The organism is Alteromonas sp. KUL17 (assembly GCF_006538305.1).
Taxonomy (GTDB): Bacteria; Pseudomonadota; Gammaproteobacteria; order Enterobacterales; family Alteromonadaceae; genus Alteromonas; species Alteromonas macleodii.
Genome location: NZ_BJKJ01000005.1, coordinates 24552 through 37491, shown reverse-complemented (window position 1 = coordinate 37491; position 12940 = coordinate 24552). Strand labels below are relative to the sequence as shown.

At 41.6% G+C, this 12940-nt stretch carries 10 protein-coding genes and 1 pseudogene; 5 read left to right on the top strand and 6 right to left on the bottom strand.

Annotated elements, in window-relative coordinates; translation table 11 throughout:
• Positions 1-7: 7 nt before the first annotated feature.
• The 3 genes from KUL49_RS06390 to KUL49_RS06380 all read right to left on the bottom strand — a co-directional run bounded on the left by KUL49_RS06390 (position 8) and on the right by KUL49_RS06380 (position 3378).
• A complete protein-coding gene (locus tag KUL49_RS06390; RefSeq protein WP_165477884.1) occupies positions 8-2563 on the bottom strand; it encodes a tetratricopeptide repeat protein in 2556 nt (851 codons plus the stop codon).
• Between the two features lie 63 nt (positions 2564-2626).
• Positions 2627-2809 (bottom strand): hypothetical protein, encoded by a 183-nt coding sequence (locus KUL49_RS21515; protein WP_131136702.1) that lies wholly within the window; start codon positions 2807-2809, stop codon positions 2627-2629.
• A complete protein-coding gene (locus KUL49_RS06380; protein WP_165477883.1) occupies positions 2806-3378 on the bottom strand; it encodes an ElyC/SanA/YdcF family protein in 573 nt (190 codons plus the stop codon). The genes KUL49_RS21515 and KUL49_RS06380 overlap by 4 nt, the downstream gene beginning before the upstream one ends.
• Positions 3379-3394: 16 nt before the next feature.
• Between KUL49_RS06380 and KUL49_RS06375 the strand changes: the two genes are divergently transcribed.
• The 5 genes and pseudogenes from KUL49_RS06375 to KUL49_RS06355 all read left to right on the top strand — a co-directional run bounded on the left by KUL49_RS06375 (position 3395) and on the right by KUL49_RS06355 (position 8316).
• Positions 3395-4189 carry a S1C family serine protease gene (locus KUL49_RS06375; RefSeq protein ID WP_242633743.1) on the top strand — a complete coding sequence of 265 codons (795 nt, stop codon included), beginning with the start codon at positions 3395-3397 and terminating at the stop codon, positions 4187-4189.
• A 281-nt stretch (positions 4190-4470) separates the two neighbouring features.
• Positions 4471-4983 (top strand): twin-arginine translocation signal domain-containing protein, encoded by a 513-nt coding sequence (locus KUL49_RS06370; RefSeq protein ID WP_165477882.1) that lies wholly within the window; start codon positions 4471-4473, stop codon positions 4981-4983.
• A gap of 270 nt (positions 4984-5253) precedes the next feature.
• Entirely contained in the window at positions 5254-6162 is a 909-nt protein-coding gene (locus tag KUL49_RS06365) for an HprK-related kinase A (protein WP_165477881.1), read from the top strand.
• A 23-nt stretch (positions 6163-6185) separates the two neighbouring features.
• Positions 6186-7298 (top strand): nucleotidyltransferase family protein, encoded by a 1113-nt coding sequence (locus KUL49_RS06360; protein WP_165477880.1) that lies wholly within the window; start codon positions 6186-6188, stop codon positions 7296-7298.
• A pseudogene (locus KUL49_RS06355) lies at positions 7299-8316 on the top strand (NAD-dependent epimerase).
• 33 nt (positions 8317-8349) lie between these two features.
• On the opposite strand, the gene KUL49_RS06350 reads toward KUL49_RS06355, so the two are convergent.
• From KUL49_RS06350 to KUL49_RS06340, 3 genes are all read right to left on the bottom strand, one after another.
• Positions 8350-9234: a patatin-like phospholipase family protein gene (locus KUL49_RS06350; protein WP_014977059.1), complete on the bottom strand. Its 885-nt coding sequence runs from the start codon at positions 9232-9234 to the stop codon at positions 8350-8352.
• A 396-nt stretch (positions 9235-9630) separates the two neighbouring features.
• Entirely contained in the window at positions 9631-11826 is a 2196-nt protein-coding gene (locus KUL49_RS06345; protein WP_131136696.1) for a malate synthase G, read from the bottom strand.
• 98 nt (positions 11827-11924) lie between these two features.
• Positions 11925-12869 carry a LysR family transcriptional regulator gene (locus KUL49_RS06340; protein WP_014950208.1) on the bottom strand — a complete coding sequence of 315 codons (945 nt, stop codon included), beginning with the start codon at positions 12867-12869 and terminating at the stop codon, positions 11925-11927.
• Positions 12870-12940 lie beyond the last annotated feature (71 nt).

The following is a 12940-nucleotide window of genomic DNA, read 5'->3' as shown; positions in this document are numbered from 1 at the left end:
TCTAGACCTACTTTGGGCTACAATTGTTTATGGAAACCTTGAAGGTTAAGTTAATTTTTATTAATTCCAGTGTATCTTCGTAATTAGGATCATTTGGTTTTAATTCTAACGCTTTTTCAATTAGTGTTAATGCATTCTGTTTATTACCAAGCTCGTTCTCGATCCAGGCTAAGTTATTCATGACAACATGGTTATTTTGCGTAGCTTCAAGCAGGAATATGTAATAACTACGAGCTTTTAGCATATCTCTCTCAACTAAAGCGTCTGCCAATAAGCGCATATTGATAATATCTGACGGTAAATACGAAACATGCTTTTCTAAGAATGAAATTGCTTCGCTAGTTTTTCTTTGGTTCATCAGTGCGCTGAACATCATGGAAGCGACTCGCGGGCTAGGTGCTTTTTCATAGGCTTCCGAGAGTCTTTCTTCGGCTAAAGCAAAATTTTTACTTGTCAATGCAAAGCTTGCCGATATCCCTCTGCCTAGAGGAGTATTTTGAGTTGCTTTCGGTATTTGAGCGAACTTCTGTTTAGCTAACTCTAACGAACTTGTTAACAACAAAAAGTTGACTTGAAGTAACTGTAATCTCGGATCGTCAAACTTCTTGAGAGCTTGCTCTGTTGTTTCTAGTGCTTTATTCGCGTTTCCTAACGTCTCAAGATAATTTATTTTAGCAATATAAGCATCCGGAACGTCGGGGGTGTTTTTTATCCAATCATCCAACGCTATCAAAACCTCTTCAGGTTCTGCCGCCATTACTTTATTTTTTAATAGTAACTTCCAATATGAAGAATTTAGTTGTTTAGCATTTGTTTCGTAGCGAGAAAGAGAGCTTAAGGATTCTTTATTTTTGCTCTCAAGTAGTAAAAATTTAGCTTTCAAAAGCTCAAATTCAAAAGATTTTTCAATAAGTGAGTCGGTTACTTTATAGACGTAATTCTGACTATAGTTATTTTCCAAATTCACGATAAAGAGCTGATTAAGCAATAGTAGGTCAGGTTTTTCAGTTGATATTGCTTCCTCTAGATATTCACTTGCTTTCTTAGCATTTTGAGTCGCTAAAAGTGACTCAACGAGTAGCGTATGTTTTAGAGGGCTATCGACTTTATTTTTCTGAAGACTATCAAGAGCAGTGTTGTAATCGCCTTCCAGATAGCTTGCGACGCTGCTCGCAAATATTGCTGCCTCTTTGTTTTTGCTTTGCCATGTTTCAGCTATCTGTTTTAACTTTTCTACTTGATTGTACTGATAAAGTGTTCCAATCATTACCTGCGCTAGAGCACCATTCTCAGGTGCTACTAAAGGAATGAAATCAAAATTCATTCCCTCTGAATTTGTTTTAAATTTATTTAATTGAGAAAACTTGTGAAATTCAGACGATAAAGAAGAGGTTTCGATCGAAGCAATACTTTGGATGAGTTGATTTCTTGTATTGATATCGCCTTCTGCTTGAGCAGCGTTGGCGGCAATAGCAAATAGCGAAAGATTAGCTTCGTCGCTATCAACTAAGCTATTTTTAAATACTTCGATCCCTCTCTCGTAATTCCCAAGTTTTATCTCGGTTATAGCGAGTACTTTTCTGGCAGGATGTCCTTTTGGAAATACTGAGTTCGCTCCTTTTAGCTGTTGAAATGCCTTCTCGTAATATCCCTGTTGGAGGTATAGCGTTCCAAGGTAAGTTTTAAGGGCGCTGTCATTGGGATAAAAATCTGTAGCTTTGAGTAGATATTGTTCAGCTTCATCAAGAGAGCCGTTAAGAAAATTGATCGTTCCTTTCAACCTGTTCGCCAACGGTTGCTCGGGAAATCGAGACAAAACTTCATTGGAGTACAACAGAGCTTTGTCATATTCTTTAATATTGTAATGGCACTGCGCCAACCGTAGGGTAGAGTATGGGTGAGTAAAAAGCTGCTCATTCACTTTTTCAAAGGTATCAATACACTTTGTAGCCTCACCGCTAGCTAGATAATAGTGCCCTAACATGGGTAAGAAAAGACCATCGCTTTTGGTTTCGATAGCAGTGGTTTCCTCTTGAGATAGCTTCAGTTTTTGGTTTGAAACATTACTCTCTAATGCGATAAGAGCCTGGTCTAATGAATCTTGGGTTTTGGCGCTTTTTTTCTCGGAATTTCCCAAAAGGATCAAGAATCTATCGTTAAGTCTATTAATTTTTGAATTCGTTTGTAAGTCTGGAAAAGTAGTTGTGAAAGATTCGATATCTTCGAATTCCTGATTAAAAAAACTCAGTAAAAAGTAGTTTTCTACCGCCGAAAAGGCTTTGTCAGTATTCTCTTCATTAACACTTTCGAGTATGCGAGTGTATTCCCTCTTTGCATTTAATATCTGACCAGTCTTCAAATATGCGTCTGCTAACAGAAGTCTAGCATCCAAAAACGTTTCATTTTCCTGGACTAAGCTCTTCAACTGAATAATTGATTTTTCGTAGGCCCTAGCTTCAAAGTCCTTCTCGGCTAGTAAAAATTTATCTTGCTCAGTTTCTTGTGTACACCCGAGTGACAGAAGTCCAGTTAAGCCTAAAAGTAATATTTGTTTTTTATTCATGGTTGAATCCATTTCCTTTGTTTCGCTAACATTACGCACATATTTTCTGCTTTTCAAAGCAATTTAACTAAACAAGAAATACTTTACGCGAGCTCCATATTCGTATAGCGCTATCTCCACTCTGCGCATAGCGCTTACAGATGGTATCTTGAGGTAGGGAGCTAGGCTTCCCGAGCTGTGGAAATCAACTGGGAAAATATTAATCTCATTACAATGTTCGGAGAGGAGTAACGAAGCTCTTTTCATATGTGTAGCTGACGTAACGAGAATAACATTTTTTTGGTTATATAGCTTTTTATCGACTCTACTTCACTTGCAGTGTCGATACCTTTAGCTACCAAAATTAGATTTTTACGAGGAACGCCAAGGTCAAGAAGCAAGTCAAACGCTTTTTGGGAATAGTTTGTATCAGGGTCATGCAAAAAATTTCCCCCCGTCACCAAAATTGGTTTATTTAGTTCCTTTGAAAGCTTACTTGCTTGAACTAGTCTTTGTAGGGAGCAATGACTCCATCTTGATATTTCTGACACCTTGCCGACTGTAGAGTAATAACAAGCGGGAGTGACGATAAAGTCTGTTCCTTCGAACTCCACTAATGTTTCTGAGTACGCTATTTCATGTTCCAAAGGATATAAAAGTAGATCTGCAAAGTAAGGCTGTGTTGTTAGCAACGCTAGTGATATAACACTATACAAGCATGCTTTGCATAATCGTTTGAAATTAAACTGCCTCAGAATTAAGGCAATAGCTAAAATCAAGCAAATTAAGCTTAACGGTGAAGAAATAATGAAAAACAGCTCTCTTAAAAGATGCACAGTTAGCAACGTCCTAGTGTTAGCTCGATTTTTAAAAATGGTAGGTAGTTTAAACAAGCTAATGGGGTTTTGTACTATATTCTGGTTGGCCACATCAACTCATTTGCGCGCAGAACAACAATTTATTGATGTAGTTGAGAGCGTTACAAAGAGTACCGTTGCGATTGCGTTAGATGCTCCGTTTAAACATGCATCTCCTAGGGTCTTAGGAACGGGCTTCATAGTTGATGATGGTTCTTATGCTATAACCAACTATCATGTAGTGTCTGAAGCGCTAGATCCGAAGTATGTTGAAAATTACGTAGTGCTTAGTGGCGAAGGTACGGTTGTTAAAAAAGTAAAAGCAGAGATTATTAAAATAGATCTTAAGCACGATCTAGCTTTGTTAAAGCTAGATAGCATTTTGACTCCTGTAACATTATCTTCTAAAAACATGCTGAGACCAGGCACTGACATAGCGTTTACTGGCTTTCCCATTGGAGCGATATTGGGGATTTACCCTGCGACTCACCGTGGCTACGTTTCAGCAATAACGCCTGACGCTATACCAGCAATGAATTCACAACAATTAAACTTAAAGATGATGGAGAGACTAGATAGAGTTAGTCTGATATATCAACTGGATGCTATTGCTTACCCCGGAAATAGTGGAAGCCCTATGTACGACCCTGAATCGGGAGAGGTGGTTGGCGTTATCAATAAAGTTTTAGTAAAGGACACGAAAGAAAGTGCTTTGTCTTCGCCAACAGGTATTTCTTATGCGATTCCTGTTAAGTATGTTCATACTCTTATTAGCGATGTTAAAAGCTGATGTACTAGCCACTCTTTTGTCGATTACTTGACAAAGGATTGTTCTCTTATAAGTGGTAATGTGGTTTTTGTTTGGGCTATAATTCAATCAAACGTTGTAATTTGAAGCGCGTACGTTGTCAGTATTTTTAACGCACAATTTTATGTTGTATGTAAGTGTTTGATAAGTAAGCTATTTATAATTGGCTCCTTTTTTGCTTTAAATACCCTTAACGCTGCAAATAATAAAGTCTGAGAAAATTTATGAAGCACTCGAATGTTAATAAGGACATTAAGACAGGTATGAATTCACGTCGTCAGTTTATCACTAAGGCTGCCGCGGGCGGTGTTGTAGCGGCACTAGCTTCAAAAACGGCATGGGCTGGAGGGAGTTCTGCGACTGGGTGCTCTGTTTCTGGCAACCTGTCAGGAAATTTGTCAAATAACCATGAATGTAATTCCACTAACATAAACGGACTAGGTCCTGCTGAGTGGAAAACAATATTAGGGAACTCCAGCAAAAGAGCTGCAGAGGGAGTGTCCAACGTTGCTTGGGAAGATGTTTTTGATATTGGAAGGATGCCGTTTGGTAGCAACCCAGACGCTTCAAGAAAAATTAAATCTTTTCTGAGTGATAATAATAAGCTAGGGGGAAACGAAGCGTTAGTGGTCGCCTACCTTAATGCTAAAAGTGAACGGTACCCTTTGCCTGCTGGGAAAACTGCTGAAAGATATGTGCAAGAATTGTATGACGATATAGGTATTGTATTTACAAAAGAGCAGTTTAAAAGGGCCGTCAAGGCTACCTATTCGTAAATTTTCAAATGTTACGTTTGTCAATTAGTATTTTTTGCGCTCCCGACGATTCGGGAGTCGCTATTCAGTTTATGCCTTCTTACCGAGTGTTGTTTCTCCCTTCTAAATACCAGTGCCTGGTAACTGTTTGGAAGGATTCAGTGAAATTCCCGGCTTTACCTGAGTTGGATGGAGATGAGTTTGGACTTTCTGACGATGAGATTTCTGAATTCACTGACTTACTTTCTCACAATAACCTGATAGATTAATAGTTTTCTAAGGCGTAATGGTTTGTTATTGTCAGAGCTAGCTGAAGCTCAATATTTAAATGCTGTTAAAAAGTCAGAATTGAATATCGAGTTCGGCTTAATATCAGTTAATGTAAGTTCTTCCTTCTCACAAGTTACAAAAACAGTTTCAGAGCTTTATCAGGATTATAAAGTCTCACTTAACTCATATTGGTTTGATTTTAATATTTCAGTTGAGAGACCTTTAAATTTCCGCCGATTTTTTAGACCACAGGCCGTCTTCAAGTTAGACGGGCATATCCCATTCAAGCCGTTGCCATCTGCGCATGCGTATCCACTTTTCGAGTGGGGGATGAACTGGTGTGTAGCGAATTTTTATCATAAATACTTAATCTTCCATGCTGCCGTATTGGAAAAAAATGGCAAAGCCGTAATTTTTCCTGCACCTCCTGGCTCTGGAAAGAGCACTTTGTGCGCTAGTCTTGCACTTTCTGGCTGGCGGCTACTGTCAGATGAAATGGCGGTGTTAGACACCGAAACCGGAAGAGTTTTACCTTTTGTGCGGCCTATATGTTTAAAAAATAACTCTATCTCACTCGTAAAAGACTGGTTTCCGGAAGCCTTTATCTCTGATATTGCAACAGATACTCAAAAAGGGGACGTAGCACATGTGAGACCTCCAACTGACGCTGTTAGGCGTTGTAATGAAGATGCTGAGTTATTTGCTGTGGTTTTTCCAAAATTTGTCGCTGGTAGCTCTACAGATGTCTTTTCAATGACTCAAATTTCCACATTAAATATGCTGATTGAAAATGCTTTTAATTTCGATCTGTTTGGTCACGAAGGTTTCGAGTTCATCTCTAGCAAACTACCTAATCTGCTTTTATTAGAAGCGACATACAGTAACGTGGATGAGTTGAGAAACATCTTGGAAAGCGAGGTGCGTTTCTAGTGTCACGCTGTATACGAGAAATCTTGACGGGTATTTTAACCAAGAATTTTCCAGATTCGCTTTCCGCTACAGAGTGGCGTGACTTAATCCTTGTTGCTAGAGCTAATTCCTTACTACCGAGAGTGGCTTCAATACTTTTAAACAGTTCTGATCACGATTTATATATACCACCTAGAGCGCATGCTCATCTGGTTGCAAGTATACGTCACGAAACCCTTTTTCATAATCAAGTTGTACATGAGGTGAAACTTGTTAATTCCAAAGTAAGCGGGGCATTAACTAGAAAATTAATTGTATTGAAGGGGGCAGGGTACGTTATCGCAGGAAGCAAAGCTGCAAAGGGGAGAATATTTTCAGATATTGACCTTTTGCTGCTTAAAAATGATATTCCGAAAGTTGAGAGAGCACTTCATTTGTTTGGTTTTGTCTCAGACACGGACTCTGAATATGACCAAAAGTACTACCGAGAGTGGGCCCACGAAATCCCTCCTCTGCGTCATTTTCAGCGGGGAACGGTCTTAGATGTTCATCACAATATCATTCCTGTTGTAAGTGGGCGAGCCCCAAATATTGAGTTCTTTTTTGAATCCACCGTAGAGACCGAATATGGAGTTGAAGTACTTCGGCCTGCGGCAATGTTCCTTCATTCCGCTATACATTTGTTTTTCTCAGAGGAATTTACTAACGGTTTTAGAGATTTGTCGGATTTATCGTTATTGCTAGATGAAATCATTGATGACGATGTCGAATTAAGTTATTTGTTTAGCCTTGCGGGGAACACCGGCTTTGAAAACGAATTATTTTTAGCATTTAGATATCTAGAAAGAGTTTTTGACAGACAAATTCCAGCCCACATTTATCAACGCTTCAAACAGCCATTACCAAAGGGCATTAGATTAGGATTAAATGATTTTATATTTGGTAAGGTTCTTGCCGCAAATCACCGCTTAGTTGATGTAAAGTTTCGGGGTCTAGCACAGTGGTTAGCTTTCGTTCGCGGACATTTATTAAAAATGCCATTTAATATATTGGTGAAACATACTGCCTCTAAACTTTGGCAAAGCATTGTCAAATCAGTTACAGGAGATGTTGAAAATCGTCATCATGTCCAAAGAAAGGATGTTAAGGAACAATAAATGAAAATCTTAGTCACCGGAGCAGCCGGCTTTATTGGCGCAGCTGTATCGCAATACCTTATCAATCGTGGTGACAAAGTTGTCGGGATTGACAACATTAACGATTATTACGATGTGAATTTAAAGCACGCTCGTCTAGACGAGATTAAATCATCTACTGCAGCTGATTTATTTTCATTTATCGAGATGGGGGGTAGAGGAGCGCGACAAAATGGCTGCGCTTTTTGAAGAGCACAAATTTGATAGAGTGGTGCATTTGGCTGCTCAAGCTGGTGTGCGTTATTCACTTGAAAATCCTAACGCTTACGTCGACTCAAATATTGTTGGCTTTGTGAATATTCTAGAAGGGTGTCGCCATAATAAAGTCGAGCATTTGGTGTACGCGTCATCTAGCTCAGTCTACGGTGCGAATGAAACTATGCCGTTTTCAGAACAGCATAACGTAGATCATCAAGTTAGCTTGTATGCGGCTTCTAAAAAAGCTAACGAGCTAATGGCACATACTTATAGTCACCTGTATAACTTGCCTACAACGGGGCTGCGCTTTTTCACTGTTTACGGGCCTTGGGGCCGTCCAGACATGGCGCTTTTCAAGTTCACTAAGGCTACCTTGGAAGGTAAAACAATACAGGTTTACAACTATGGTAACCACCGTCGTGACTTCACTTATATCGATGATATCGTTGAAGGCGTAATTCGCTCATTGGATAATGTGGCTAAACCTAATGAGAATTGGGACGGCGGCAATCCAGATCCAAGTACGAGTAAGGCGCCCTATAAGGTTTACAATATTGGTGCGCAAACACCAGTGCACCTTTTGAAGTTTATTGAAACCCTTGAGAGTGCATTGGGCATTGAGGCGAAGAAAGAACTTCTTCCTATGCAGCCGGGCGATGTGCCTGACACCTATGCTGATGTGTCGTCGCTCGTTGAAGATACTGGGTACCAGCCATCTATCGATGTTGAAACAGGCGTAAAAGCGTTTGTCGACTGGTATCGTGACTTTTATAAAGTGTAAGCGCTAGCGACTTATAATTACCTTCTGAAACCGTTAAAGTGCACTGCTTCTCATAAATCCCGCACACTTTTTGGGCAAGAACTCTTTCGTGGTTGCATAACCGAGCTCAAAAAGTGTGTTCTTAATTTCAGGTGTAAGCGAAAAATCTACCGCGGAAATCTCCCCGGTATTCACCACCACGGTATTGTGCCAATACTTCGCATTGACGTACTCCCTGGATATTGCCGTCATAAACGTGCGAATAAGCATGCTGACGTATTGCGGCAGTTGAAGTAAGTTCTTTTTAATGGCCTTGCGTTTTTGTTCGGTGCTTTGCAGTCTGAAGCATACTGATGGCGTGCCATCGCCTCGCCAATCTTCAAACAGCGCATCTTCAGACAATATAGCGCCGTCTACTAGCAAGTGCTCTTTAAAGGGTTTGAACGAGAAGATGAGCGGTATCGACATAGAGTACCGCACTGCTTCTGACACCTTCATATCTGGAGAGGTTTGTTTGTTGAACAAAACTGGTCCGCCGCCGTTTACGTCGGTAGCGAGAATATGCAGGTTGAGTGGGAGGTCGGCAAACACTGCGCCTTCCAACTGTTCGTCAATCCATCGTTGAAATACGTCGCCAGAAGAAAGTCCGCCTTCCCGGAGTAATCTTACGAGTGAAAATTCAGTGAATTGCTTGAAATCAGTAACCAGTGCGAGCTCTCGCATTTGCTCCACTGTGTAACCTTTGGCGTAAAGCGAAGCGATAATCGAGCCACCTGATACACCCACTAAAGTGTCGAAACCTACGTTCATGTCCTGCAGCGCTTTAATGATGCCGATATGGGCGCTCAATCTTGTTCCTCCACCTGAAAAGATGGGCACAATTTGCGTGACGTTCGCCTGTAATAAATTATTCGGTATTGCTGCCGAGGCTATCTGCATGTGCATACTCCAAACTAAGGAGGCTTTGCGCTAAGTGTTTAGTTCCAACGGAATAACAAACGCTGCGCCCCACACTATAAAAGCGTAGTTTACTCATGCATTATCAGCAAAGTATCAAGGGGGAGATAAGCGATATCTTTAGTCTAAAGTGTTGCCATATCGCTACACAATTCGCTTTGAGTGTGTTTGCGAATTGATTTCACGTGTCGCGACAATAAATGCAAACGCATTAGTGATACACCAGCAATAAATAAAAAGGCTCACTTCTGTTTATTAACAGAGTGAGCCTTATTCAAATGCTTCTAATGAGGCTTGAAACTAGCTAGCTAATTCTTTGGTGTTTTACCGTATGGAATATAGCTATTAGATTCCAATTCTTAGCCCTCATATTTTGTACTAGCTCGCCGCAAGTTTTGCCTTCATTTCGCGGCGACGGGCGTGCAGTAAAGGTTCTGTGTAACCGCTAGGCTGCTCTTTACCTTTGAAGATTAGATCGCTTGCGGCTAAGAAGCCAATTGAGCTGTCTAAATCAGGTGCCATAGGGATATACTCAGGATCCCCCGCATTTTGCTCATCTACTAAGACAGCCATACGAGCCAAAGACTCTTTTACCTGATCTACACTTACAATGCCGTGCTCTAGCCAGTTAGCGATATGCTGAGATGAAATACGCAACGTCGCGCGGTCTTCCATCAAGCCTACATTGTTGATGTCAGGAACTTTAGAGCAGCCTACGCCTTGGTGAACCCAGCGTACAACGTAGCCTAAAATGCCCTGAACGTTATTGTCGATTTCACGCTTAATACTCTCACGCGTCAAAGCAGAGGCATCTTCTAACAATGGAATGGTAAGTATGTCAGCAAGGCCACTAAAGTTTTCATCTAGCGACTTTTGAACGTCAAACACATTTACATCGTGATAATGAAGCGCGTGCAGTGTTGCAGCAGTAGGTGAGGGAACCCAAGCAGTATTAGCGCCGGCCTTAGGGTGACCTATTTTGGCGGTCATCATATTTTGCATTTCGTCAGGTATTGGCCACATGCCCTTACCAATTTGCGCTTTGCCAGAAAGACCACAGCGAAGGCCTACTGCAACGTTTGCAGTTTCATAAGCCTTAATCCACGCCATAGACTTGAGCGCGGCTTTTTCTGCAAAAGGGCCGGCAAGCATTGAGGTATGAATTTCATCACCGGTTCTGTCTAAGAAACCCGTGTTAATGAACACAACGCGTGAAGTAGCCTCGGCAATACATGCTTGTAAATTGATACTTGTGCGGCGTTCTTCATCCATTATGCCCATTTTAAGGGTATTAGCTGGAACATCGATAATGGCTTCGATAGCACCAAACAATGCGTTAGAGAATGCAACTTCTTCCGGCCCGTGCATTTTAGGTTTAACAATATAAATACTGCCTTCGCGGCTGTTTTTAAATTTGCTGTTTCCTAAAAGATCATGCTTTGCGATAAGTGAAGTGACTAAACCGTCCATGATCCCCTCTGGCACTTCTTCGCCGTCAAAGAGCATAGCATTGTTAGTCATAAGGTGGCCCACGTTTCTAACAAACATAAGGCTTCGACCAGAAAGTACTAGTTCGCCATCTTTTAGCTCGTCTTGTGAAGCGTGTTTAGACGGCTGGTAGCTTCTATCGTCATGCATAGCGCGAACAAGCTGCTTGCCGCCCTTTGTCATTTCAATGCTTAGCGAGCCCTTCATTAAGCCTAACCAGTTGCTATACACCAAGGTTTTGTCTTCAGCGTCAACAGCAGCAACGGAATCTTCGCAGTCCATAATGGTGGTTAATGCAGCTTCAACCAGTACGTCTTTTACGTTTGCGGCATCGCTCTCGCCAATAGGGTGAGTCGGGTCTAGTTGAATTTCAAAATGCAGACCGTTGTGTGCAAATAGCAGGCTTGACGGTGCGCTAATGTCACCTTGGTATCCTTGCCATTGCTCTGTGTTTGCTAAGGTGGTTTCATCGCCGTCGGCAAGAGTGATCGCCAATTTACCCGATTCAATCTTATACTCAGTAACGTCAGCGTGGCTGCCTTTCGCAAGGGGTATCATGCTATCTAGATAGACTTTCGCTTTCGCAACTACTTTGGCGCCGCGTACGGGGTTGTAGCTTTTTCCCGCTTCTGCTCCACCTTCATTGCTGATGACATCAGTGCCGTATAGTGCGTCGTAAAGGCTACCCCAACGGGCATTTACCGCGTTAAGTGCATAGCGAGCGTTGTTGATTGGCACGACTAGCTGAGGGCCTGCCATTGTTGCTATTTCGGCGTCTACATTTTGTGTTTGTGCACTTACTTGTGACGGCTGCTCAACAAGGTAACCAATGCTTTTTAGGAAGTCGGTATATTCGTTTCCGTTTACCGGGTTACCAGCTTTATGATAATCGTCGATAGCGCGCTGAAACTGTTCTCGCTTTTCTAATAACGCGCGATTTTGAGGAATGAATTTTTCGAAGAGGGTTTCTGCACCTTGCCAAAAGGTGTCTTTATCTACGCCTGTGCCAGGAAGTGCCTGTTCATTAATAAAGTTATCGAGTTGTTCGGCAACCTGTAGTCGGCCTCTAGTAATATATCCTTGCATAACTACCTCTATACATTTATCTGTTCACCCAGTGTAGTGTGTATAGAGATAGTTTTTTAATTTATGGTTTGTATTTCTGCCATATTTTTTGTGAATGTTTAGCCCGCATTCATTTCGCTAGCTACATCGCTGATTAAGCGGCGCAACCAAATGTGACCTGCGTCATGGTGAAGTAGGGCACTCCACGCCATTTTTAGCGCAATAGGTGGTATGTCGAAAGGCGGCTCTTTAATCACCACATCTGGGTCGTGTTTGAATAAACGCGCCGCTTTGCTTGGTAAGGTAGCAATAAGTTTCTGCTTTTTCGCAATCTGAAGCGCTGCATGGTAGTGGCGAGTAAACACCCTAATTGCACGCTGTTTTCCAATTTTGGTTAGCTCAGCGTCAACCCAACCCAATTTTTGTACTTCATTTGGATCAATACCTACACCCACGCCAAACCCAGTTTTACTCACCCAAATATGCTGGGCACTCAAATAGCCTTCTAGGTTGCATTTTTCTACTAGCGGATGGTCGGAACTCATTACGCAGCTAAAGGTGTCATACCAGATAACTTTTTGGTGAAACGACAAAGGCAGTTCATCGAAGCGGTTAATTGCCATATCCACTTTACCTTGCTCGACATCGTGAAACGTCACGTCACTCGGCGTAATAAGGTCAAGCGTAATATTGGGCGCTAAATCCGCCAGTCTTCCAACGAGTTCAAGTAACAAGGTACTCTCTGCATAGTCACTGGTCATAATGCGGAAGGTTCGGTCGCTGGTTAACGGATCGAAATCAGTCTCGGGTTGAATAGAGCTTTCCAATCGACTAAGCACATCGCGAATAATGGGTTGTAGTTCAAGCGCGCGCTTAGTGGGGGTCATCCCATCGCTGGTACGAACTAAAAGCGGATCTTTAAATAGATCGCGAAGGCGCTTCAGGCCGTTACTCATTGCTGGCTGAGTAATGCTTAGCTGGTTTGCAGCTTTCGTTACACTTCCTTCGCGCAACAGCACATCTAAATAAACCAATAAATTCAGGTCGACCTTCGCTATATTCATTATTCTAATGCTCTTTTTAAACCTAATTAAACATAGCTATTATAAAGCTTTTTTATTTCAATGTCAGATAA